This window comes from Pseudomonas sp. TH37 (genome assembly GCF_016650735.1).
Lineage (GTDB): Bacteria > Pseudomonadota > Gammaproteobacteria > Pseudomonadales > Pseudomonadaceae > Aquipseudomonas > Aquipseudomonas farris.
Window position 1 is genome coordinate 444,666 of sequence record NZ_JAEKFD010000003.1, and the last position, 24,186, is coordinate 468,851.

A 24,186-nucleotide genomic window follows, 5' to 3' on the forward strand; every position below is an offset into this window, starting at 1 on the left:
CGGTCGGTTCAGGCGGCAAGTATGTCTGGATTCTACGAACCGCCCATTCAGACTTTGTGACAATTGATAACGACAGACGTGCGACGGACCGGCTAAGCCTAGGGCGGGGACTCTCAAGGACGGGCTTATGCGCACAGGGATGATGGCGCTGGCGTTGGGTCTGCTGGCCCTGCGTTTTTTACCGGTATTACCGCCGGCGGGGTTGTGGCTGTTGTTGCCGGTAGTGGGTTTGATGTTATTGCCGTTTCGCACCTTTCCCCTGGCATTTTTTCTGTTCGGTTTCAGTTGGGCGGGCGCGAATGCACAGTGGGCGCTGAATGATCGCCTGGCGCTGAATCTCGATGGCGAGACTCGCTGGGTCGAAGGTCGTGTGACCGGGTTGCCGCAGCAGGCCGAGGGCGTAGTGCGTTTCGAACTGACGGACAGTCAGTCGCGTCGCACCAGACTGCCTCGGCACCTGCGTCTGGCCTGGTATGGCGGGCCGCCCGTCAACAGCGGTGAGCATTGGCGGCTGGCCGTCAAATTGAAGCGTCCTGTCGGGTTGCTCAACCCGCATGCGTTCGATTACGACGCCTGGTTACTGGCCCGGCACATCGGCGCCACCGGGACCGTCAAGGACGGCCAGCGCCTGAGGGAGGCACAGTGGGCCTGGCGCGACGGCATCCGTCAGCGTTTGCAGGCCGTGGATGCCCAGGGGCGAACGGGCGCGCTGACGGCGTTAGTGCTAGGGGATGGCGCCGGGTTGAGTCGTGAGGACTGGCAGGTGCTGCAAGACACCGGCACCGTGCATTTGTTGGTGATTTCCGGGCAGCACATTGGTTTGCTGGCGGGCGTGATGTATCTGCTGATTGCCGGGTTGGCGCGTTACGGCTTATGGCCCAAGCGCTTGCCGTGGTTGCCATGGGCATGCGGACTGGCGTTCGCGGCGGCCCTCGGTTATGGGCTGCTGGCCGGCTTCGAAGTGCCGGTGCGCCGGGCCTGCCTGATGATCGGTCTGGTGCTGTTATGGCGACTACGGTTTCGTCACCTCGGCGCATGGTGGCCGCTGTTGCTGGCGCTTGACGGTGTTTTGCTACTGGACCCGCTGGCGAGCCTGCAACCGGGTTTCTGGTTGTCGTTTGCGGCGGTGGCAGTGCTGATTTTCACCTTTGGCGGGCGATTGGGTGCGTGGCGCTGGTGGCAGACCTGGACCCGCGCCCAATGGCTGATAGCGATCGGTCTGTGCCCGCTGCTGTTGGTGCTGGGGTTGCCGATCAGTCTCAGCGGGCCGCTGGCCAATTTGCTGGCGGTACCTTGGGTCAGCCTGGTGGTTCTGCCGCCGGCTCTGCTTGGGACGATGTTGTTGCCCGTTCCTTATGTGGGCGAAGGATTGCTGTGGCTGGCCGGCGGTCTGATCGATCTTTTGTTCAAGGCGTTGGCGTTGATGGCCGGGCAATTGCCTGCGTGGGTACCGGTGGCGGTCCCGTTGTGGATATGGGCGCTCGGTATGTTGGGGGCCTTTGTGCTGTTACTGCCGCGAGGCGTGCCGTTGCGCCCGTTGGGCTGGCCGATGTTGCTGTTACTGGTTTTTGCACCCCGGCACACATTGCCTGAAGGCATGGCCGAGGTCTGGCAGCTGGATGTCGGTCAGGGTTTGGCAATCCTGGTGCGTACCCGTCATCACACCTTGCTGTATGACGCCGGGCCACGGTTCGGCGATATCGACCTGGGAGAGCGGGTGGTGCTGCCATCATTGCGCAAACTGGGTGTGAACGGCATTGATCTGATGCTGATCAGCCATGCCGATGCCGATCACGCCGGCGGTGCGCGAGCGATTGCCAATGGAATACCGGTGAAGCAAATACTGAGTGGCGATCATCTGGCCCTGCCAGACGAACTGCACGCCGAGGGCTGCGAGAGTGGTCAGCAATGGGCCTGGGACGGCGTGAAGTTTCAACTCTGGCAGTGGCCGTCTGCCAGCGACAGCAATCAGAAATCCTGCGTGTTGCAGATCGAGGCCAACGGCGAGCGGTTGCTGCTGACCGGTGACATCGATGCCGCAGCCGAGCGGGCGCTGCTCGACGGTCCATTGGCGGTGCCGACAGATTGGTTGCAGGCTCCGCACCATGGCAGTCGCAGTTCGTCTTCAATGGCGCTGCTCAGCACCTTGCAGCCCAAAGCGGTGCTGATCTCCCGTGGCAACGGCAACTCTTTCGGCCATCCCCATCCCACGGTCGTGGCGCGGTATTAAAAGCGTGGTGTGGCGATCTACGACAGCGCCGAGCAAGGTGCCATTCGTCTGCAACTGGGGCGCTTCAAGCCGCCGTGGACGATGCTTCAAGAACGGCGCTTCTGGCGCGGTCCGCCACCATCCAGCCAGTAACCCGAACTATTGAAGCCCGACCGGATGCGACATCGCGGTCTTCGGTGCGTCCACCCCCTATGTTAGAGTGGCGCACTTTTCGAGGGGACTGTCACTGTGTGGGAATTGGTCAAATCCGGCGGCTGGATGATGCTGCCGATCATTCTGAGTTCCATCGCCGCCATGGCGATCGTCGCCGAGCGTCTCTGGACCCTGCGTGCCAGCCGCGTGACTCCGGAGCACTTGCTCGGGCAGGTCTGGGTCTGGATCAAGGACAAACAACTCAATAAAGAAAAACTCAAGGAACTGCGCGCCAACTCTCCGTTGGGCGAGATCCTGGCTGCCGGTCTGGCGAATTCCAGGCATGGTCGCGAGATCATGAAAGAGTGCATCGAAGAGGCCGCTGCGCGGGTGATTCACGAGCTCGAACGCTACATCAATGCCCTCGGTACCATCGCCGCCATGGCCCCGTTGTTGGGGTTGCTGGGTACAGTGCTGGGCATGATCGATATTTTCAGTGCGTTCATGGGCACGGGCATGGGCACCAACGCCTCAGTGCTGGCCGGTGGTATTTCCAAGGCACTGATCACCACTGCCGCAGGCCTGATGGTCGGCATCCCGGCCGTGTTCTTCCACCGTTTTCTGCAACGCCGCATAGATGAGCTGGTGGTGGGCATGGAGCAGGAAGCGATCAAGCTGGTCGAGGTAGTGCAGGGTGACCGCGACGTGGATCTGGCTGAGGGCAAAGCGTGAAATTCCGTCGTAAACCACGGGAAACGATAGACATCAACCTCGCGTCGTTGATCGACGTGGTGTTTATCCTGCTGCTGTTTTTCGTTGTGACCACCACCTTCACCCGTGAAACCCAGTTGCGCGTCGACTTGCCGGAAGCGGTCAGCGGTTCCCCGGCCGAGGACCAGCAGGCCAAACAATTGGACATCGCCATCAGCGCCGAAGGTGTGTTCTCCGTGAACAACCAGTTGTTGCCCAAGAATGACCTGACCAGCCTGATGGAAGCGCTACAGAAAGAATCCAATGGCGATACCAACCTGCCATTGTCCATCAGCGCCGATGGCAAGACGCCTCATCAGTCCGTCATCACTGCGATGGACGCTGCCGGCAAGCTCGGTTTCAGTCACTTGCGCATGACCACTGTCGAGGCGGCGCCGGCGTCCTGATGGCCATGTCCGATCGATTGCTCGCTGCGTGGTACGAAGGCCATCCGGCGCTGAAGCTGTTGCAGCCTCTGGAATGGCTGTATCGGCGCGTGGTTACCGGCAAGCGCAAGCGTTTTCTGGCGGGTGAAGGCGAGATCTATCAGCCGCCGGTGCCGCTGATTGTGGTCGGCAATATCACGGTGGGCGGTACCGGCAAGACACCGCTGATTTTGTGGATGATCGAGCATTGCCAGCGCAGCGGGCTGCGGGTCGGCGTGGTCAGCCGTGGCTACGGCGCCAAACCGCCGCAATTGCCGTGGCGGGTCAAGGCGGACCAAAGCGCGGACGTGGCGGGCGATGAACCGTTGTTGATCGTCCAGCGCACCGGCGTGCCGCTGATGATCGACCCGGACCGCAGCCGCGCAGTCAAAGCCTTGCTGGCGAGCGAGCCGCTGGACCTGATCCTCTCCGACGACGGCATGCAGCATTACCGGCTGGCCCGGCACCTGGAACTGGTGCTGATCGATGCCGCCCGGGGTCTGGGCAACCAGCGTTGCCTGCCGGCCGGGCCGTTGCGCGAACCGATTGAGCGTCTGCAAAGCGTCGATGCGGTGCTTTATAACGGCGCCACGGCCGACCGCATCGACGGTTTTGCCTTCCAGCTGCAACCCACCGCGCTGGTCAATCTGCAAAGCGGCGAACGCCGGCCTCTCGACCACTTCCCCGCAGGCCAGGCCATTCACGCCGTGGCCGGGATCGGCAATCCCCAGCGTTTCTTCACGACCCTCGAAACGCTACACTGGCGGCCAGTGCCGCATGCATTTGCCGACCACGCCGAGTACAGCGTGCAGGCCTTGAATTTCACACCGTCATTGCCCGTGGTGATGACGGAAAAAGACGCGGTGAAGTGCCGTGCCTTCGCCGCCGCCGATTGGTGGTACCTGGCGGTCGATGCTGCGCCATCGCCGGCCTTCGTGGCCTGGTTCGATACGCAGCTGGTGCGCCTGTTGCCGGCTCGTCTTTTGCCTTAACTCCGTTTCTATCCAGGGAATGTTCATGGACACCAAATTGCTCGATATTCTCGCTTGCCCGATCTGCAAAGGTCCGCTCAAGCTCAGCGCCGACAAAACCGAGCTGATCAGCAAGGGCGCTGGCCTCGCATACCCGATTCGCGATGGCATCCCGGTGATGCTCGAAAGTGAAGCGCGTACCCTGACCACCGACGAGCGCCTGGATAAATGACCACAGCCTTTACCGTTGTCATTCCATCGCGCTATGCCTCCACCCGTCTGCCGGGCAAACCTCTGCTGCTGATCGCCGGCAAGCCGATGATCCAGCACGTCTGGGAACAAGCGAGCAAAAGCAGTGCCCAGCGAGTGGTCGTTGCCACTGACGATGCGCGCATTGTCGAGGCCTGCAAAAGCTTTGGTGCCGAAGTGGTACTGACGCGCGAAGACCACAATTCCGGCACTGACCGTCTGGCCGAAGTCGCGGCGAAACTGGGCCTGGCCCCGGACGCTATCGTGGTCAACGTTCAGGGCGACGAGCCATTGATTCCGCCGAGCGTGATCGATCAGGTCGCCGCCAACCTGGCCGCCCACACCGAGGCGCGCATGGCCACCCTGGCCGAGCCGATCGAAGACGTGGAAACCCTGTTCAATCCCAACGTGGTCAAGGTGGTCAGCGACCTCAATGGCCTGGCGCTGACGTTCAGCCGTGCCACCTTGCCGTGGGCTCGCGATGCGTTCGCCAAGAGCCGCGAGCAATTGCCGGAAGGTGTGCCGTATCGCCGCCACATCGGCATTTATGCCTATCGCGCCGGTTTTCTGCATGACTTCGTCACTTGGGGCCCGTGCTGGCTGGAAAACACCGAGTCTCTGGAGCAACTGCGGGCGCTCTGGCACGGGGTGCGGATTCACGTTGCCGATGCGCTGATCGCCCCGCCTACCGGCGTCGATACCATTGAAGACCTCGAGCGCGTTCGTCGCTTGCTGGAGGCCTGATGCGGGTTCTGTTCGTCTGCCTGGGCAATATCTGCCGATCCCCGACGGCCGAAGGCGTATTGCGGCACAAACTGTGTGAGGCGGGGCTGGCCGATCAAGTCGAAGTGGCTTCCGCCGGCACTGGTGACTGGCATGTCGGCAAGGCCCCGGACAAGCGCAGCCAGGCCGCGGCCAAGTTGCGCGGTTATGACTTGTCGGCCCAGCGTGCGCAACAAGTCAGCCGTGCCGATTTCGCCACCTACGACCTGATTCTGGCGATGGACAACAGTAACCTGCGCCACCTCAAGGCCTTGCAACCGGACAAGGGCAAGGCCGAGCTGGATCTGTTCCTGCGTCGCTTCCAGTCGGAAATCGATGAAGTGCCGGATCCTTATCACGACAGTGACCAGGGGTTCGAAACGGTACTGGACCTGATCGAGCGCGCCAGCGATTTGCTGGTAATCGAATTGAAGGGGCGGTTATGAGTTTGCAGGTACATCCGCTGGTATCGCTCAAGCCGTTCAACAGCTTTGGCGTGGATGTTCAGGCCCGGCTGTTTGCCGAGGCCCATAGCGATGCTGATGTGCGCGAAGCCCTGGCCTATGGGTTGGAACATGATGTGCCCGTGCTGGTGATCGGTGGCGGCAGCAATTTGCTGCTGACCGCTGATGTGCAGGCACTGGTGCTGCGCATGGCCACACGCGGGATTCGCCTGCTGAGCGATGACGGCAACCAGGTGGTGATCGAAGCCGAGGCGGGCGAGCCGTGGCATCCGTTTGTGCAGCACACGCTGGCGCAAGGATTGTCGGGGCTGGAGAACCTCAGTCTGATTCCCGGCACTGTGGGCGCGGCACCGATGCAGAACATCGGCGCTTACGGCGTCGAGATCAAAGACGTTTTTGCCGGCCTGACGGCCCTTGATCGCCAAACCGGCGAGTTGCGGGATTTCACGCTGGCCGAGTGCAACTTTGCCTACCGTGACAGCCTGTTCAAACAGGAACCGGGGCGCTGGTTGATCCTGCGGGTGCGTTTCACCCTCAATCGCACCGCTCACCTGCACCTGGAATACGGGCCGGTTCGCCAGCGCCTGACGTCGCTGGGCATTGATCACCCGACGCCTACCGATGTCAGTCAGGCTATTTGCAGCATTCGCAATGAAAAACTCCCGGACCCGACGGTGCTCGGCAATGCCGGCAGCTTCTTCAAGAACCCCTTGGTGCCGGCGACATTGGTGGCGCAACTGAAGGAGCAATACCCGGAGCTGGTAGCCTACGCGCAACCTGACGGGCAAATGAAACTGGCGGCGGGCTGGCTGATCGAACGGGCCGGCTGGAAAGGCTTTCGCGACGGTGATGCCGGTGTGCATAAATTACAGGCGCTGGTGCTGGTCAACTACGGCGCCGCAACAGGCCTGCAATTGCTGAACCTGGCGCAACGCATTCAAAAAGACATTTCAGAACGTTTCCACGTCGACCTGGAAATGGAGCCCAATCGGTATTGAGGCTACGCTTTCACGGCTGATTCCAAAGCCCTGCACATCTTCAAATGTGCAGGGCTTTTTTGTTAATGCTGGGGTAACTTAGCTACCTAACGATGCATGCATTTGCTCCACCAAAGGCCCGGTGCAGACGTTGCCGTCTGCATAAGAGAGCCCATTAGCCTGAGTCGATCTGCGTGAAGGAACCCACGCGGCAGATTGCTCGACCCCATAACCTCTATAACTATGCGGGCGTGCCCATGATTACCCTGAAACTCAATGGACAAGATCATCAACTCGATGTCACCGAGGACATGCCGCTGCTCTGGGCGATCCGTGACGTGGCCGGCTACAACGGCACCAAATTTGGCTGCGGCATGGGCCTGTGTGGCGCCTGCACCATTCATATCGATGGCGCGCCTGCGCGCAGTTGCATCACGCCGATCGGCTCGGTAGTCGGCCAGAACGTCACCACCATCGATAACCTGCACGCCGACCCGGTTGGCAAAGTCGTCCAGCAAGCCTGGCTCGACAGCGCCGTGGCTCAGTGCGGTTACTGCCAGGGCGGGCAGATCATGTCGGCCACCGCCTTGCTGAAAACCAACCCGAACCCCAGCGACGAGCAGATTGAAGAGGCGATGGTCGGCAACATTTGCCGTTGCGGCACCTACAACCGGATCAAGACCGCCATCCGCCAGGCATCCACTCACCTGAAGGAGGCCAAGGCATGAGCCAGTTACCGAATGACTTTGCGCTGAGCAACCTCAGCCGCCGTGGTTTCCTCAAAGGCGTGGGCGCCACCAGTGCGCTGGTGCTGGCGGCAAGCTGGGGCTGGCAGGACGCCCTCGCGGCCGAAAAAGACAAGAAGTTCGGCGCTGACGGCATGCCCAATGGCTGGATCGATGATCCAAAGGTTTATGTCAGCATCGCCGCCGATGGCAGCGTGACCGTGGTTTGCAACCGCTCGGAAATGGGCCAGGGCGTGCGCACCAGCCTGACCATGGTGGTGGCCGATGAACTGGACGCCGACTGGGCGCTGGTCAAAGTGCGACAGGCACCGGGCGACGAAGTGCGTTTCGGTAATCAGGACACCGACGGTTCGCGCAGCATGCGTCACTGGTACGAGCCGATGCGCCGTTGCGGTGCTGCCGCGCGGACCATGCTTGAGCAAGCCGCTGCCGCGCAGTGGAAAGTGCCGGTTAGCGAGTGCCATGCGCAATTGCATAAAGTCATTCACCAACCGACCGGTCGTGAACTGGGCTACGGCGCTTTGGCCGCTGCTGCCGGGGCACTGGCAGTGCCGGCCCGCGACAGCCTGCGGCTCAAGCAACCCTCGGAATTCCGTTACATCGGCAAGGAAGGCACCAAGGCCATCGACGGTGCGGACATCGTCAATGGTCGCGCGGTATACGGCGCCGATGTGCATTTCGACGGCATGCTCTTCGCCACCATCGCGCGTCCAGCGGTCTACGGCGGCAAGGTCAAATCCTTCGATGCCAGCGCCGCGATGAAAGTCCCGGGCGTGATCAAGGTCCTGCAAATCGAAAGCCGTCCATTGCCGTCCGAGTTTCAGCCTCTGGGCGGTGTGGCCGTGGTGGCCAGCAATACCTGGGCGGCGATCAAGGGCCGCGAAGCGCTGAAAATCGAGTGGGATGACGGCCCCAACGCCAGTTATGACTCGATCGCTTATCGCAAGGAACTCGAAGCCGCGTCTCTCAAACCTGGCAAAGTGGTACGCAATACCGGCAGCATCGACCAGGCCATGAGCAGCGCCGACAGCACCCTCGAAGCCTCTTACTACCTGCCGCACCTGGCACAATCGCCAATGGAGCCGATGGTCGCCATCGCCCGTTTCAAGGACGGCGTGTGCGAAGCGTGGGCCCCAAGCCAGGCCCCGCAAGTCACCCGCGAACGGATCGGCGAGCGCCTCGGCATTCCATTCGATAACGTCACGTTCAACGTCACCTTGCTCGGCGGCGGTTTCGGTCGCAAATCCAAGCCGGACTTCGTCGTTGAAGCGGCGATCCTGGCCAAGGAGTTCCCGGGTAAGGCGGTGCGGGTGCAATGGACCCGCGAAGACGACATCCACAACTCCTATTTCCACACTGTGTCGGCCGAATACCTGAAGGCCAGCCTGAACAAGGACGGTCTGCCGTCCGGCTGGCTGCACCGCACGGTGGCGCCGAGTATCACCGCGCTGTTCGCGCCGGGGATGAACCATGAGGCGGCTTTCGAGTTGGGCATGGGCTTTACCAACATGGCTTACGCGATCCCCAATGTGCGCCTGGAAAACCCTGAAGCGACGGTCCATACCCGGGTCGGTTGGTATCGCTCGGTGTCGAACATTCCCCACGGCTTTGCGATTCAGAGCTTTGTCGATGAACTGGCCCACAAGGCTGGCCAGGATCCGCTCAAGTACCAGATCAAACTGCTCGGCCCGGACCGTCAGATCGATCCGCGCACCTTGAGTGAAGAGTGGAACTACGGTGAATCCCCCGAACGTTACCCGATCGATACCGCACGGATGCGCACCGTGCTGGAAACCGCCGCCAAAGCGGCCGGTTGGGGGCGTGAGTTGCCCAAGGGCCGAGGCTTGGGCCTGGCAGTGCACTATAGTTTTGTCACTTATGTGGCGGCGGTGATCGAGGTTGAAGTCAAAGACGATGGCACGTTGATCGTGCACAAGGCCGACATCGCCGTGGATTGCGGCCCGCAGATCAACCCTGAGCGGATTCGCTCGCAGTTCGAAGGCGCCTGCGTGATGGGCCTGGGCAACGCGGTGTTGGGGGAAATCAGCTTCAAGGACGGTAAGGTTCAGCAGGACAATTTCCACATGTACGAGGTGGCGCGCATGTCTCTGGCACCGAAAGAAGTCGCCGTGCATCTGGTCACGCCACCGGGCGATGTGCCGTTGGGTGGAGTCGGTGAACCAGGTGTGCCGCCGATCGCGCCAGCGCTGTGCAACGCGATCTTTGCGGCCACCGGCAAGCGCATCCGTAACCTGCCGGTACGCTATCAGCTGCAGGGTTGGCAGAAGGCGCAAGCCTGATGGACAGCGTCGATCTGAACGTCCTGCGCAGCGTGCTGGAATGGCGCCGCGCCGGTCAGCGGGTGATGTTGTACAGCGTGGTCCAGACCTGGGGCACCGCGCCCCGGGCACCTGGTGCCATGCTGGCCTTGCGTGAAGACGGCGTGGTGATTGGCTCGGTGTCCGGTGGCTGTGTCGAGGATGACCTGATTGCCCGGCTGCACGATGGCCGTATCCCGGCCGACGGGCCGCCGGTGCAGTTGATTACCTATGGCGTCACCCGTGAGGAGGCCGCGCGGTTTGGTTTGCCATGCGGCGGCACATTGCGCCTGACCGAGGAGCGCGTCGGCGATCCGGCGTGGATCGCCGAATTGCTGACGCGCTGCGAGGCGCATGAAATCGTTGCCCGTGAGCTGAACCTGGCGACCGGTGATGTGGTTTTGCAGTCAGCGAGCAAGACCGATGCGCTGGTGTTTGACGGGCAGACCTTGCGCGCCATTTATGGTCCGCGCTGGCGGTTGTTGCTGATCGGCGCCGGCCAACTGTCGCGCTACGTTGCCGAGATGGCGCGGCTGCTGGATTTCGAAGTGCTGATCTGCGATCCGCGCACCGAGTTCGTCTATGGCTGGGAAGAGCAACACGGTCGCTTCGTCCCGGGCATGCCCGATGAAGCGGTGCTGACCATCCAGACCGACGAGCGCACGGCCATTGTCGCGCTGACCCACGATCCACGCCTGGATGACATGGCGCTGCTCACGGCCCTGGACTCCAAGGCGTTTTATGTCGGTGCGCTGGGTTCGCGGGTCAACAGCCAGAAGCGCCGGGACAACCTGGCTCAGCTAGGCTTGTCACAACAGGCCATCGAGCGCTTGCACGGCCCGATCGGTTTGCACATCGGCAGCCATACACCGGCGGAAATCGCCTTGTCGCTGCTGGCCGAAATTGTGGCGATCAAGAACGGCGTCGAGCTGAAACAGAAGAAGCCGTTGCAGGAGGGCGTATGAGCGACCCCATCGGCGTTATCGTAGTGGCCGCGGGGCAGGGCAGTCGGTTTCGACAGGTAGCGGGTGACGATAAGGACAAGCTGCTGGTGGACTGCACCGGTCGTGATGGCGTCACCGTGCATTCGGTGATCGAGCAGGTGCTGGTGAATCTGCCCGCCGCGGTTGAGAAGCGCGTGCTGGTGACCACGGCGGATCGCCCGCAAGTGATTCGTATGGCTCAGGCCTATGGTTGCGAAATTGTGCGGATCGAGTCGACCGGTCTGGGCGACAGCATTGCGGCGGGTGTGGCGGCGTGCTCGCAACTCGCTGGTTGGCTGATTGTGCTGGGGGATATGCCGTTTATCCTGCCGTCCAGCATTGAACAGGTTGTTGCGAATATTGCGGAGGATGCGATCAGCGTGCCGGTGCATGAGGGGCAATATGGGCACCCGGTGGGGTTCGGGCGAAGCTTCGGTCCGGGATTGATGGCATTGACCGGTGATCACGGCGCCAAGTCGCTGTTCGCACAGGCGAGGGTGGTCGAAGTGGCGGTGGAGGATCCCGGGGTGTTGTGGGATGTGGATGTGCCTGAGGCGCTGGTTTTTCAATAACGGTTGTCAGCGGGATTGCATTCGCACTTTCCTCGGAATAATCGGCTCTTCCATTCGCCCATTCGTATTTATCGATGGGTGCCAGATATAAAACTCGTTATTCAGCGGGTTCTATCCGACATACGATCATGTGGCGTGTGATGTTCACAGTTGGGGTGAACATCCGGTCAGTACTCATTAGAAAAAAAAGAGCCTAGATGATAAAGCACTATATGGATGCGTCGGTCAGTGTCAGTCCTTTGGAGCTGGACAGTGATATTCAGGAGTTGGGAGCATTGGAGCGGGCATTAAGTTCTGCAGATGTTTCTCAACCTGTTCCGCGTTATGTCAAAACACTTCGAGAACTTAGAAAAGCGTCGCAAACAATTAGTTGTCATCGCGACGAGATCAAGTTCGGGGTCACTTTTGGAGAGCGTTTGAAAGAACTGGGTGACGACTTCGGTTTGTCCCCGGAGCACTTTTCGGTCAATACCAGTGGCTCACCGCTGCTCGTCAAGGAGCAGGTCGGAGAACACCTGATTTCGCCCACTCATTTTGAAAACGGTGCGTATTTCAGCCACCCCCATGCCGATCATCAACTCGATCACTCGGCGCAGGATTTGCCTTCGATCAAGATTGGACAGTATGTGCGTTTTGGTCGTAACGCTGCGGTCAATGCCGGCGGCGATGTGGATATAGGCGATGGTGTCTGGCTATCGCCGGGAAGTCAGTTACTGCGTCAGGACCATGACCCGTATGGTCGGCTCTCCATCGGCTCGCGGACTGTCGCGATGACGCGCCTGCCACCGGTGCGACTGTGCGATTACGCGTGGGTCGGGCGTGAAGCGATTGTGGGCTGGAACGCGGATTACCTGGGTAAGGCGAGCATCGTCGGAATCCGTTCCTTCCTCAATACATGGGTCGGCGATTATTCCATCGTTGGCGATCAGGGAAAGGTCCTGCAATACTTGCCGTTCAAGGCTCACCTCATGGAAACCTACCAGCCGTCGATCGAGCAGACGCTGCAAGTCAGCAATTGGGCCGCGATCAATTCGGACTGGTTGATGATCTACCGTGACAGCCCGAAGCGCGAGACGCCGACATTGCCGGCACCACTGGCGGAGTATCTCGACACGCCGGGCAAAAAGTCCGTATTGCTGATTGCCCCATCCGATAACGCTCAGCTTCAAGCGTTCGGCCAGCACAGCCTGGATGTCATTTCCAGTTCCCGGCAGCCGTTTGCCCATCACTTGCAGTGGGCTCAGGACTACGGCCATAAGCAGCTCAGGTTGCGCGCCGATCTGGATTTTTCGAGGTTGCCATTCGCATCGGCCGGCGACTTTCACTATCGCCGTCGATTGGGTTACTCACTGATTGTCGCCAACAGTTCGCCTGTCGAGGCCGAGCCTTGCCGAGTCTATGTCAATGAACTGGCCCGGGTGCTGGCGACGCAGGCACTGTTGTTGGTGCCCATTACGGATGTGTTGCAGGCGCAACTGTCTGTGTATCAAGACTTGTTCCATCTGCGAGGGGAAGTCGAGTTCGACGGTGCCTCTTTCATGTTAATGAAGAAGATCTAACGGAGGCGTCAATGCCGTACTTATTACTTTCACTCGCTGCCGTGTTCTGGGGCGGTAACTATGTCGTCGGAAAGTTGATGGTGGTGGATGTTGATCCGGTGCTGCTGTCGCAACTTCGATGGCTGATTACCAGCGCTTTACTACTGCTGATTAACTATAAAGCCGTGATCGCCAGTTTGCCGGCCGCACGTAAGTCATGGTTGACTCTGGTTATGTTGGCGATCTGTGGCCAAGTTATATTTCCGCTGACCTTATATATCGGTTTGCAATACACCAGTTCGTTGAATGCGGCGATTTACCTGTCGGCCACGCCGTGTCTGGTACTGGCCCTCAACCGTTTCGTTTTCGGTGATTTCATCTCCAGGTCGAACATGCTTGGGGTGGTCATCAGTACGGTGGGTGTGTTCTGGCTGGTGACGATGGGGCATCTGTCCGATTTGAGCTTCCTGGAAGGCTTCAACAAAGGCGATTTCTGGACCATGGCCTCGGCTGCCAGTTGGGCTGTCTATTGCTCCTTTTTGCGGACAAAGCCAAAAACCATCGCCGGCAATGCGTTCGTGACGTATTGCGCGGTGGTGGGGGCGCTGTGCCTGATTCCGTTCAGCCTGGGTATTTGGGCATTGCACCCTGATCTGACGTTCAACCTGGGGCAGGGCGCTGCACCGTGGCTGGGCCTGGCGTATCTGGTGATCTTCCCGTCCTGGCTGTCGTACTTGTTCTGGAGCAAAGGTATCGGTGAAATCGGTGCCACCCGTGGTGAGATCTTCACTCACTTGGTGCCACTGTCCGGTGGGCTGTTCAGTATCGTGTTCCTCGACGTGCAACTGCACGCCTATCACCTGGTCAGTCTGGTGCTGATTGTATGTGGGGTGATCCTCTGTTCCATTAAAAGGCGGGCACCGGTGGTACTGCGCACGGAGGCGGCTTGATGGACAGAATCATCGATTCGGTCGACCGTCACGGTGTGCGGTGGGTGGGGATTGTGCAGGGCAAGGGGGCATCGGCTACGGTCTGGCAGGTCGAAGATGCCGAAAGTTCTCAGGCGTTGGCTGTGCGATTCATGCGTAGCAAGCAATCCTGGGAGCACTTCAAAAGCAACTTGTCCTTGGTAGCGGTGCCGCTTGAAGCGCTTTCATTGATGACCTTTAACGTGCCGCTGCGGCCCGTACGGGATGCCGTGTGCATGGTGAGCGGTTTTGGTTACACGCATCGCTCGGTCAATGGTCTGCCCATGCCTCAGAGGTCCTCGCCGGACTGGTACTACAAAGGTAACGGCAAAGGGTTGGTGGCCGCTTCCCGGGCGATCAAATCACCGTGTCATGCCAGTGGCGCGGGAATCGAGATCGAGTATGCCTGTGTGTACCTCATCGACGACTGCCGAAACCCCCGCTATATCGGTTACACCTTGGCGGTGGATTTTTCTGACCCGGTGCTGCGTCACACTCAACCCGGGCTGGCTGGTCTCTCCAAGTTGCGCAATACCGCGTTGTGCCACGAGCTGGTGATCGCAGAACCACCGCGCTACTCAGTGGTGAGGAGTTCGATTGTCCGGCGTGGTGAAACCGTGTGGGACAAACAGTCGCTATTAGGGCTGGATCAGTTGATGTTTGCCAAACGTGAACTCGAAGCCCTGTTGTTCCAGCATGAAGAGCTTTGCGAGCCCGGTACGGTTCACTATGTTTTGCTCGGTGCCTCGTTAAGTACCGACAAGGATGCCTTCGAGTTGCAGCACGGTGACGTCATTCGGGCGAGCAGCCAGGAGGATGGACTGCAACTGTCCAACCTCTTCGAGGACGAGGTGGTGCGGCAATCGTGTAACTGCTGACGGGGGCCCGGCCCGTTACCCTTCCGTCAGCGGTAAGCGGGCCGGTTTTTCGAAGTCCAGCACCCATTGCGCAAGCGCTCTGGGGGCTGGTTTGCCAGGGTGATCGAAAAACACGAATTCGGTGGTCAGCGAGGCATATGAACCACTCAGGAAATATGTTTGCACCTGTTCACTGCGGCAGCACGAATCGACCAGTGACAACGGCACCAGGGCAACGCCCACGCCGTTGATCACATTAGAAAACAACAGCGGATAAGAGCCACACTCGATGATTTTTTCCGGGGTGATATTGCCCATCATGAATAGTTCGTCGAGATTACGTTGCGAAGCGCTGCGCCGGCTGTTGACCAGGAACACTTGGCCACTGAACGCTTTCAGGTCCTGGATGGCGGGGTGTGCTGCGCTGTAGATCAAGGCCAGGGGATCGTTGAACAGCGTTACCCGGCGATAATGCGAAGGTGCAAAGCCTGCGCCGACAATCACTGCGTCGAGCTTGCCGGCCTCAAGATCCTTGAGCAGCGACTGTGTATTTCCAATGCTGACATCCACTGCCAGCCCGTCGGGATTGGCAACGATGCTTTGCAACAGGTTCTGGCGAGTAATAGTGAGGTTTTCGATGACACCCAAACGCACCCGTGTTTCGGTTTTTGTCTGGTTCAGGCTGGCTTGAGCGCGAGCAACCAGTTCGAGGATTTGTGAGGCATAGGCATAGAGCTCCTTGCCTGGCGCCGTCATCGTGATACCGCGACCGGAGCGTTCAAACAGCTTGGTATCGAGCCGTGATTCGAGTGTCTTGATGCGGAAGGAAATACTGGATTGAGCGCGGTTTAACCTGATCGCTGCTTGTGTGACGCTGCCGTAGTCAACAATCGCTTTGAAAGCGTCCAGTTCAGCAATTTCCATAGTCACGCACTCTTTGCTCCATAACGGGCCGAAGGCTTTCGGGCCGTGGCAGGACCTACTTTGAGCCCTGCACCGCTCTATTCTGCACGTTGTACAGTTCTTTCGTAATACTTGCTTACAAATATTTAAGCGGGTGTTTAGCGAGGAATGCAATCGCCTCGGCAATAAACCGTTGCCAGGTAGCGACAGGCTTCAGTTTCTATAAGCAAAAAAAGCCCCGCCTGGATCACCAGGCGGGGCTTTTTAGTGGCCGATGGAATCAGACGAGGGGTTTAGGCTCGTGCTCTTTTTCCTGGGCTTGCTCGTGTTGCTCTACCGCTTCCTGAACGGAGCGAGGTGCTTCGTCGATCGCGGATTCAACCGGCTCGGCAGGGGCTTCAGCGGCCGGGGCAGGGGCTGCCTCGACAACTTCAGCAACAACCGGTGCTGGCTCGGCAGCAGCCGGAGCAGCAGTGGCAGCCAATTCGGCTTCCTTCTGCAGACGCTCGGCTTCACGCTTGCGACGACGTACTTCACGCGGGTCGTTCGGCGCACGGCCACTTGGGGTCAGAGCGCTGACAGGGGCGGCTTCAACCACCGGTGCAGCCTCTTCGGCAACAACTGGCGCTTCAACAACCACTGGAGCAGGCTCGGCAGCAGCAACCACTGGCTCGGAGACCATGGCTTCAGCAGCCGGAGCTTCAGCGACTGGCGCTGGAGCTTCGACCGCTACAGGTGGCTCGGCAACCCAGTTGAACGTGGTTTGTTCCTCGCGAACTTCACGTACCGGTTCAGCCGGGGCTTCAACCACAGGCTCTGCAGCAACTACCGGTTCAGCGACGACGGCCGGTTCAGCGGCAGCTTCAACTTCAGGCTGGGCTTCACGAACCGGTGCTACTTCGATTTCCGGAGCGGCAGTTACTTCTACCGGCGTGGTCGCTTCAACCACTGGCGCTTCAACCGGAGCGGTTTCCAGAGTGGCGGCAGTGGCGCGTTCAGCTTGCTCGTTGGCTTGTGCTTCAGCAGGTGCGCTGATCACGGAGCTGGCAACGGCTGCGGTAACAGCCAGGCCGGCGGCCAGATCGGCAGCGCTTGGCGCTTCGGCGTTTTCAGCCGATTCGGACTCTTCCGAACCTTCGATCACGTTGCCGTTGGCATCGCGTTGACGCTCACGACGGTTGCTGCGACGACGCTGGCCACGGGAGCGGCGGCGTGGACGATCGCCTTCGGCGCCTTCCTGACTGTCTTCCTGCAGTTGCTCTTCGCTGGTGGTCAGCTCTTCTTCAGCAACGGCAGCAGCGGCTTGCTCGGTACGTGGCTGACGTTCTTCACGCGGTGGGCGTGGAGCGCGTTCTTCACGTGGTTGACGGGCTGGACGCTCTTCAGCGTTGGCAGCGGCGGCCGGAGCGGCATCCAGAGGCTCGCGCAATTCACGAACCGGACGTTCTTCGCGCTCGCCACGTGGCTTGCGATCTTCACGCGGGGCGCGCGGTGCACGTTCTTCACGAGGGGCGCGTGGTGCGCGCTCTTCACGCGGAGCGCGTTCCTGGGCGACTGCTGGAGCTTCTTCGCGGGCTTCGCGTGGCTCACGTGGTGCGCGCTCTTCACGCGGTGCACGTTCCTCACGAGGCTTGCGCTCTTCATCGCGGCGACCGTTACGGTTGCGGCTCTGTTGACGGCCGTTACGGCGCTCTTCGTTGCGGGCAGGGCGTTCGGTAGCTGGCTTTTCAACCACAACCGGCGCAGCAGGCTCTTCCTTGGTGGCGAACAGGCTGACCAGCGACTTCACCAGGCCTTTGAACAGGCTTGGCTCTGGGGCTACGGCAGCTGGTGCAGCCACCGGAGCGGCGGCGACTTCGGTCGGAACCGGAGCGTTGGCGCGGGCCGGAGCGGTCTTGACCGCGGCTTCCTGGCGAACCAGGGTGCGGGTCGCGGCGGCTGGCTGGACTTCTTCGACTTCGGCAGCGGCAGCGGCGATTTCGTAGCTGGACTGATTGATGCTGGCTTCCGGGCTGTCATCGCGCAGACGCTGAACTTCGAAGTGCGGCGTTTCGAGGTGATCGTTCGGCAGAATGACGATGCGGGCACGGGTGCGCAGTTCGATCTTGGTGATCGAGTTGCGTTTTTCGTTGAGCAGGAAAGCTGCAACCGGAATCGGCACTTGTGCGCGAACTTCGGCGGTGCGGTCTTTCAGGGCTTCTTCTTCGATCAGGCGCAGGATCGCCAGCGACAGCGATTCAACGTCACGGATGATGCCGGTGCCGTTGCAACGCGGGCAGACGATGCCACTGCTTTCGCCCAGCGATGGACGCAGGCGCTGACGGGACATTTCCAGCAGGCCGAAGCGCGAGATGCGACCGACTTGCACGCGAGCGCGGTCGGCTTCCAGGCATTCGCGGACTTTTTCTTCCACGGCGCGCTGGTTCTTGGCAGGGGTCATGTCGATGAAGTCGATGACGATCAGGCCGCCGATGTCGCGCAAGCGCAACTGACGGGCGATTTCTTCGGCAGCTTCAAGGTTGGTCTGCAGTGCGGTTTCTTCGATGTCGCTGCCTTTGGTGGCGCGCGCCGAGTTGATGTCGATGGACACCAGGGCTTCGGTCGGATCGATAACGATGGAGCCGCCGGAAGGCAGTTCGACGACGCGCTGGAAGGCGGTTTCGATCTGGCTTTCGATCTGGAAACGGTTGAACAGCGGAACGCTGTCTTCGTACAGCTTGATTTTGCTGGCGTACTGCGGCATCACCTGGCGAATGAAGGTCAGGGCTTCGTCCTGGGCTTCAACGCTGTCGATCAGTACTTCGCCGATGTCCTGGCGCAGGTAATCGCGGATGGCGCGGATGATCACGTTGCTTTCCTGGTAGATCAGGAACGGCGCGGAACGATCCAGCGAAGCTTCTTTGATGGCGGTCCAGAGTTGCAGCAGGTAATCGAGGTCCCACTGCATTTCTTCGCTGCTGCGGCCAAGGCCGGCAGTGCGAACGATCAGACCCATGTCGGCCGGGGCAACCAGACCGTTCAGGGCTTCACGCAGTTCGTTGCGCTCTTCACCTTCGATGCGACGGGAGATACCGCCGGCACGCGGGTTGTTCGGCATCAGGACCAGGTAACGACCGGCCAGGCTGATGAAGGTGGTCAGGGCGGCGCCCTTGTTGCCACGTTCTTCTTTTTCGACCTGAACGATGACTTCCTGGCCTTCGCTCAGGACGTCCTTGATGTTGACGCGGCCTTCGGGGGCTTTCTTGAAGTATTCGCGGGAGATTTCTTTGAGGGGCAGGAAGCCGTGGCGCTCAGAGCCGAAATCGACAAAGGCAGCCTCAAGGCTTGGTTCGATGCGAGTAATCCGGCCTTTATAGATGTTGGCCTTCTTCTGCTCGCGTGCACCGGATTCGATGTCCAGGTCGTAGAGGCGCTGGCCATCTACCAGTGCAACACGCAACTCTTCGGGTTGAGTTGCGTTAATCAGCATTCTTTTCATGTAGTACCGTCGGTTTCCGGGCTGCCGGAAACGGCGTTCGGCACACACGACTTCTCATGGTCGGTGTCAGGTGCGTCAGGAGTGGTTGGCCACTCCAGTGTCTAGCGAACCCCGGCCAATTGGGCCGGTGTCGCGACGTACGCGTCCTGCTTGCTGTGGCTACTTAAGCACTCAGTCAGGAGGAGGAATCAACCGGCGGCTGTGGACGAGATGAAGCGTCTTGATAAAGCCTATTGCTACACAGTCCAGCGGTTGTGCATCTCCACCCTACACGTATCCCTGATAATTCGGGTGCTGCCGCGCGCAGAATCCGCAGCGGGTTGGCATTTACCGTGAGCTCCGAAAGGGGAGGTCACGCATCATGGCTAATTTAGGCGGTGTTTCCGAAGCGTTCGCTCGGGGTCGTTCGCAGCTGACTGCACTTTGTGAACTGGCCGTGAATATTTGCTCGGAAGGCGAGTGAAAACTCTGCTTTGCGGCATGATTCAGGCCTTATGTCACCTGCGCTCGTTACAACTGAAAACTCTGCCGTTACGTAGCGAAAGCCCCGTAGGACGGCCTCTCGTCCTCGTGAATTGCGTTGGTCAGGGCCGGTTTTTGACCGTTAGTCCGCTGTCCAGGCCACTTTTGGCGGCGTTCGCGACTATAGCAGCAATGATTAAGTGCTTCAATTCCATAAAAAATTGTTATCATTCACGCCATGACGACTACTGCCCCTTCGACCCCAGCCGTACAACTGCTGGAGGTCTCGCCGGAATATGCCGGCCAACGAATTGATAACTTCCTTCTCGCTCGGCTCAAAGGCGTGCCCAAGACCTTGATTTATCGCATTTTGCGCAAGGGCGAAGTGCGGGTGAACAAAGGTCGGATCAAGCCCGAATACAAGCTGCAGGCGGGCGATATCGTGCGCGTGCCGCCGGTTCGCGTGCCTGAGCGCGACGAACCCGTGCCATTGGCCCAGGGTCTGCTGCAGCGGCTCGAGGCCTCGATTGTCTACGAAGACAAGGCGCTGATCGTGGTCAACAAGCCTTGCGGCATTGCGGTTCATGGCGGCAGTGGCTTGACCTACGGCGTGATTGAAGCCTTTCGTCAGTTGCGTCCGGATTGCAAGGAACTCGAACTGGTTCATCGTCTCGATCGTGATACTTCCGGCCTGCTGATGATTGCCAAAAAGCGCAGCATGTTGCGCCACTTGCACACGGCATTGCGCGGCGATGGCGTCGACAAGCGCTACATGGCGCTGGTGCGCGGCAACTGGGCGGCCTCGATCAAGCAAGTCCGTGCGTCGCTGGGCAAGAGCAATCTGCGCTCCGGCGAGCGCATGGTCGAAGTGGACGAGGAGGAGGGCAAGGAGTCTGTGACCGTGTTCAAGGTGCTGCGTCGCTTTGGCGACTTTGCCACTATGGTCGAGGCCAAGCCGATCACGGGGCGCACTCACCAGATTCGCGTCCATACTCTGCATGCCGGACATTGCATTGCTGGTGATACCAAGTACGGCGATGAGGGTTTCAGCAAAGAGATTCGTGATCTCGGCGGCAAGCGTCTGTTTCTGCACGCCTACATGCTGACTGTGCCGCTGCCTGATGGTGGTGAGCTCAAGTTGCAGGCGCCCGTCGACGAGATGTGGGCCAAAACCGTGGAGCGCTTGAGTGCACCCTACTGATTACAAGCTGCTGGTTTTCGATTGGGACGGCACGCTGGCTGACTCCATTGGTCGGATTGTCGAGGCGATGCATGTCGCGTCCGAGCGGTCCGGTTTTCAGTTGCGTGATGATTTTGCCGTCAAAGGCATTATCGGTCTGGGCTTGCCGGAAGCGATCCGCACGCTGTATCCCGAGATTGGCGACACCGAGCTGATAGCATTCCGTCAACACTATGCGGATCACTACATTGCGTCGGAAGCCGTGCCTTCTCCGCTGTTTGAGGGTGTTATCGAGTCTCTCGAAGCGTTTCGTGTCGAGGGGTATCATCTAGCAGTAGCGACCGGCAAGGCTCGTCGTGGGCTGGATCGGGTGCTGAAGTCTCACGGCTGGGAAGATTATTTCGACATCACCCGTGCCGCTGACGAAACTGCCAGCAAACCCCATCCGCTGATGCTTGAGCAGATTCTCGCCCATTGCGAGGTCCGTCCGGAGCAAGCGCTGATGGTTGGCGATTCGTCGTTCGATCTGCAGATGGCGCGCAATGCGGGCATGGATTCAGTGGCGGTCAGCTATGGCGCTCAATCGATCGACGCCTTGAAGCTATTTGAGCCGAGACTGGCCATTGATCGTTTTTCAGAGTTGCACGCCTGGCTGAATCAGCGGGTTTAATTGGTTTTTTTGCTGGGGTACATGGCATGACCGACGAATGGAAAGCGCCCGCCAAGGCGAGTGCGGAAAGCGGTGACGAGAAAAGCTGGAAGCTGCTGGAAAAAACCCTGCTGGCTGGTGTGCAGGAACAGCGCCGGTCCCGTCGCTGGGGGATATTCTTCAAGTCGCTGACTTTTTTGTACCTGCTCGGCGCGTTGATTCTGTTATCGCCGTTGATAGGCATGGAGAAGGGCGCGAGCCTCGGCTCTGGCTACACGGCGCTGATCGATATAACAGGCATGATTGCCGACAAAGAGCCGGCCAGTGCCGACAATATCGTCGGCAGTCTGCGTGCAGCCTTCGAGGACAAGAAGGTCAAGGGTGTAATTTTGCGGATCAACAGCCCGGGCGGCAGTCCGGTGCAGTCGGGTTATGTCTACGACGAGATCCGTCGTTTGCGCGGCCTGAATCCAGATACCAAGGTTTATGCGGTGATCTCGGACCTGGGTGCTTCCGGTGCCTATTACATCGCCAGCGCCGCGGATCAGATCTACGCCGACAAGGCGAGCCTGGTAGGTTCCATCGGTGTGACAGCGGCCGGTTACGGTTTTGTCGGGACTATGGAGAAGTTGGGTGTGGAGCGTCGTACCTACACCTCCGGCGAGCACAAATCGTTCCTCGATCCGTTCCAGCCACAGAAGCCCGCGGAAACCCAGTTCTGGCAGAGCGTGCTCGATACCACTCATCAGCAGTTCATCAGCAGCGTCAAGAAGGGTCGTGGTGATCGCCTGAAGGATAAAGATCATCCGGAGCTGTTCTCCGGGCTGGTCTGGTCCGGCGAGCAGGCGCTGTCGCTGGGCTTGATCGATGGTCTGGGCAATGCCAGTTCGGTTGCGCGTGATGTGATCGGTGAGAAAGAGCTGGTGGATTTCACTGTCGAGGAATCGCCATTCGATCGCTTCTCGAAAAAACTCGGCTCCAGCGTGGCTGAGCATTTGGCGATGTGGATGGGCTTTCAGGGTCCGTCGTTGCGCTGATCGTCTGGCTGCATAAAAAAACCGGCCTGCGTGGCCGGTTTTTTTCAAATCAAAAAGATCGCAGCCTTCGGCAGTTCCTACGTCAATCCATGTAGGAGCTGCCGAAGGCTGCGATCTTTTGATCTTTAGGGTATCTGCACACCTTCAGCCAACAGCATGTCGATCAGGCGAATCAGCGGCAGGCCGATCAGGCTGGTGGCGTCAGGGCCTTCGGTGCTTTGAAACAGGCTCACCCCCAAACCTTCGGCCTTGAAGCTGCCAGCGCAGTCGTAGGGCTGTTCGGCGCGCAAGTAGCGTTCGATGCGCGCTGTGTCGAGTGTGCGCATGTGTACGGTGAAGGGCACGCAATCGACCTGGCAGTGGTCGGTCTGACTATTGAGCAGTGCCAGGCCGGTCAGGAAGGTCACGCTTGCGCCGCTGGATGCCAGCAGTTGTTCGCGGGCCTTTTCGAAAGTGTGAGGTTTGCCGATAATCCGCTCGCCGAGTACGGCGACCTGATCGGAGCCGATGATCAGATGGGCTGGATGACTGCCTGCAAGTGCGCGGGCTTTTTCTTCGGCGAGACGCTTTACCAGTTCAACGGCTGACTCGTCCGGACGGTGGCTTTCGTCGATATCCGGCGAGCTGCAGGTGAACGGCAGCTGCAAGCGGGCCAATAATTCCCGGCGATACACCGAGCTTGAAGCGAGTAATAAAGGCAGCATGCGCATCTCCAAAGGGCAGGTGCGAATTCTAGCGCAGGCTCAAGTGACGGACAGGGCTGAATTTCCTTTGACATGGCTGGGGGCATCCCTATAATGCTGCGCCTATGTTGAATGACCCGATTCCACCTCACGTTGACCCGCGCAAATTGGCTGACCGTGGCACCACCCTTCAAGGTGAACTGCTGCTGGCCGATTTGGAGAGACTCTGCGACCCGCTTTCCGATACTGTCGGTACGGTGCAGGCTAAATTCGTTTTTGAACGAGATGAACGTAAATCTGTGGTAATTCACAGCTTTATCGACACCGAAGTCAAAATGGTTTGCCAGCGTTGTCTTGAGCTGGTCACCCTGCCGATCCATAGCGAATGCAGTTATGCTGTGGTGAAGGAGGGTGCGAATACCCAGTCGTTGCCGAAAGGTTATGACGTGCTGGAACTGGGCGAAGATCCTTTGGATCTGCAGTCACTGATCGAGGAGGAGCTTCTGCTCGCCTTGCCCATTGTGCCTGCTCATCATCCGGAAGAATGCCAGCAGCCGGCGGGTCTCGATGAGCCCGAACCGAGCGAGGACGAGGTAACGCGGTCCAACCCGTTCAGTGTATTGGCGCAGTTAAAGCGTGACCCAAACGTTTAGGAGTTAATCAATTATGGCTGTTCAGCAGAACAAAAAATCCCGCTCTGCCCGTGACATGCGTCGTTCGCACGACGCTCTCGAGGCTAGCACCCTGTCTGTAGAAAAAACCACCGGTGAAGTTCACCTGCGTCACCACGTATCGCCAGAAGGCGTATACCGTGGTCGTAAAGTGATCGACAAGGGCGCTGACGAGTAATCC

The 24,186-nt window shown here is 59.5% G+C and carries 22 protein-coding genes and 1 pseudogene; 20 read left to right on the plus strand and 3 right to left on the minus strand.

The window, feature by feature from the left end; genetic code table 11:
• Positions 1–127 precede the first annotated feature (127 nt).
• From JFU11_RS11235 to JFU11_RS11305, 15 genes and pseudogenes are all read left to right on the plus strand, one after another.
• Positions 128–2,362 (plus strand): annotated as a pseudogene (locus JFU11_RS11235) (DNA internalization-related competence protein ComEC/Rec2).
• Positions 2,363–2,458: 96 nt separating this feature from the next.
• Positions 2,459–3,094 (plus strand): MotA/TolQ/ExbB proton channel family protein, encoded by a 636-nt coding sequence (locus JFU11_RS11240; RefSeq protein ID WP_008067747.1) that lies wholly within the window; start codon positions 2,459–2,461, stop codon positions 3,092–3,094.
• Entirely contained in the window at positions 3,091–3,519 is a 429-nt protein-coding gene (locus JFU11_RS11245; RefSeq protein WP_007904055.1) for a biopolymer transporter ExbD, read from the plus strand. The genes JFU11_RS11240 and JFU11_RS11245 overlap by 4 nt, the downstream gene beginning before the upstream one ends.
• Complete coding sequence (gene lpxK / locus JFU11_RS11250; RefSeq protein ID WP_201060633.1) at positions 3,519–4,529, plus strand: tetraacyldisaccharide 4'-kinase; 1,011 nt, start codon at positions 3,519–3,521, stop codon at positions 4,527–4,529. The genes JFU11_RS11245 and lpxK overlap by 1 nt, the downstream gene beginning before the upstream one ends.
• A gap of 25 nt (positions 4,530–4,554) precedes the next feature.
• Positions 4,555–4,740, plus strand: a complete 186-nt coding sequence (locus tag JFU11_RS11255; protein WP_003174668.1) for a Trm112 family protein — start codon at positions 4,555–4,557, stop codon at positions 4,738–4,740.
• Positions 4,737–5,501, plus strand: a complete 765-nt coding sequence (gene kdsB / locus JFU11_RS11260; RefSeq protein WP_123723071.1) for a 3-deoxy-manno-octulosonate cytidylyltransferase — start codon at positions 4,737–4,739, stop codon at positions 5,499–5,501. The genes JFU11_RS11255 and kdsB overlap by 4 nt, the downstream gene beginning before the upstream one ends.
• Positions 5,501–5,965: a low molecular weight protein-tyrosine-phosphatase gene (locus JFU11_RS11265; protein ID WP_201060634.1), complete on the plus strand. Its 465-nt coding sequence runs from the start codon at positions 5,501–5,503 to the stop codon at positions 5,963–5,965. Before kdsB ends, JFU11_RS11265 begins: the two co-directional genes overlap by 1 nt.
• Positions 5,962–6,981, plus strand: coding sequence for a UDP-N-acetylmuramate dehydrogenase (gene murB / locus JFU11_RS11270; RefSeq protein WP_123723073.1), 1,020 nt, complete (start codon positions 5,962–5,964; stop codon positions 6,979–6,981). Before JFU11_RS11265 ends, murB begins: the two co-directional genes overlap by 4 nt.
• Before the next feature lie 236 nt (positions 6,982–7,217).
• The gene (locus JFU11_RS11275; protein ID WP_038982082.1) at positions 7,218–7,688 is read left to right on the plus strand and encodes a (2Fe-2S)-binding protein; all 471 of its coding nucleotides are present in this window, start codon (positions 7,218–7,220) and stop codon (positions 7,686–7,688) included.
• Positions 7,685–10,006 (plus strand): xanthine dehydrogenase family protein molybdopterin-binding subunit, encoded by a 2,322-nt coding sequence (locus JFU11_RS11280; RefSeq protein WP_201060635.1) that lies wholly within the window; start codon positions 7,685–7,687, stop codon positions 10,004–10,006. The genes JFU11_RS11275 and JFU11_RS11280 overlap by 4 nt, the downstream gene beginning before the upstream one ends.
• Positions 10,006–10,989, plus strand: a complete 984-nt coding sequence (locus JFU11_RS11285) for an XdhC family protein (protein WP_201060636.1) — start codon at positions 10,006–10,008, stop codon at positions 10,987–10,989. Before JFU11_RS11280 ends, JFU11_RS11285 begins: the two co-directional genes overlap by 1 nt.
• On the plus strand, positions 10,986–11,579 hold the full coding sequence (locus JFU11_RS11290; RefSeq protein ID WP_123723076.1) for a nucleotidyltransferase family protein: 594 nt from the start codon (positions 10,986–10,988) through the stop codon (positions 11,577–11,579). The genes JFU11_RS11285 and JFU11_RS11290 overlap by 4 nt, the downstream gene beginning before the upstream one ends.
• A 416-nt stretch (positions 11,580–11,995) precedes the next feature.
• Positions 11,996–13,138: a hypothetical protein gene (locus JFU11_RS11295; protein ID WP_201060637.1), complete on the plus strand. Its 1,143-nt coding sequence runs from the start codon at positions 11,996–11,998 to the stop codon at positions 13,136–13,138.
• Between the two features lie 11 nt (positions 13,139–13,149).
• Complete coding sequence (locus JFU11_RS11300; protein WP_201060638.1) at positions 13,150–14,067, plus strand: DMT family transporter; 918 nt, start codon at positions 13,150–13,152, stop codon at positions 14,065–14,067.
• Positions 14,067–14,963 (plus strand): hypothetical protein, encoded by an 897-nt coding sequence (locus JFU11_RS11305; RefSeq protein ID WP_123723079.1) that lies wholly within the window; start codon positions 14,067–14,069, stop codon positions 14,961–14,963. Before JFU11_RS11300 ends, JFU11_RS11305 begins: the two co-directional genes overlap by 1 nt.
• A 15-nt stretch (positions 14,964–14,978) precedes the next feature.
• On the opposite strand, the gene JFU11_RS11310 is transcribed toward JFU11_RS11305, so the two are convergent.
• Both JFU11_RS11310 and rne read right to left on the minus strand, forming a co-directional pair.
• Positions 14,979–15,866: a LysR family transcriptional regulator gene (locus JFU11_RS11310; RefSeq protein ID WP_123723080.1), complete on the minus strand. Its 888-nt coding sequence runs from the start codon at positions 15,864–15,866 to the stop codon at positions 14,979–14,981.
• Between the two features lie 259 nt (positions 15,867–16,125).
• Positions 16,126–19,323 carry a ribonuclease E gene (rne, locus tag JFU11_RS11315; RefSeq protein ID WP_123723081.1) on the minus strand — a complete coding sequence of 1,066 codons (3,198 nt, stop codon included), beginning with the start codon at positions 19,321–19,323 and terminating at the stop codon, positions 16,126–16,128.
• 700 nt (positions 19,324–20,023) lie between these two features.
• Here rne and rluC point away from each other — a divergent pair.
• From rluC to sppA, 3 genes are read left to right on the plus strand one after another with little or no spacing between them, the layout of a single operon-like run.
• Complete coding sequence (gene rluC, locus JFU11_RS11320) at positions 20,024–20,986, plus strand: 23S rRNA pseudouridine(955/2504/2580) synthase RluC (protein WP_038982087.1); 963 nt, start codon at positions 20,024–20,026, stop codon at positions 20,984–20,986.
• Positions 20,973–21,635, plus strand: coding sequence for an HAD-IA family hydrolase (locus JFU11_RS11325; RefSeq protein ID WP_201060640.1), 663 nt, complete (start codon positions 20,973–20,975; stop codon positions 21,633–21,635). Before rluC ends, JFU11_RS11325 begins: the two co-directional genes overlap by 14 nt.
• Positions 21,636–21,661: 26 nt before the next feature.
• On the plus strand, positions 21,662–22,651 hold the full coding sequence (gene sppA / locus JFU11_RS11330; protein ID WP_201060641.1) for a signal peptide peptidase SppA: 990 nt from the start codon (positions 21,662–21,664) through the stop codon (positions 22,649–22,651).
• 125 nt (positions 22,652–22,776) lie between these two features.
• On the opposite strand, the gene JFU11_RS11335 is transcribed toward sppA, so the two are convergent.
• Complete coding sequence (locus tag JFU11_RS11335) at positions 22,777–23,355, minus strand: nucleoside triphosphate pyrophosphatase (RefSeq protein ID WP_201060642.1); 579 nt, start codon at positions 23,353–23,355, stop codon at positions 22,777–22,779.
• Positions 23,356–23,459: 104 nt separating this feature from the next.
• On the opposite strand from JFU11_RS11335, the gene JFU11_RS11340 reads away from it, so the two are divergent.
• A complete protein-coding gene (locus tag JFU11_RS11340; protein WP_004371317.1) occupies positions 23,460–23,987 on the plus strand; it encodes a YceD family protein in 528 nt (175 codons plus the stop codon).
• Between the two features lie 13 nt (positions 23,988–24,000).
• Positions 24,001–24,183, plus strand: coding sequence for a 50S ribosomal protein L32 (rpmF, locus tag JFU11_RS11345; protein WP_003179396.1), 183 nt, complete (start codon positions 24,001–24,003; stop codon positions 24,181–24,183).
• Positions 24,184–24,186 lie beyond the last annotated feature (3 nt).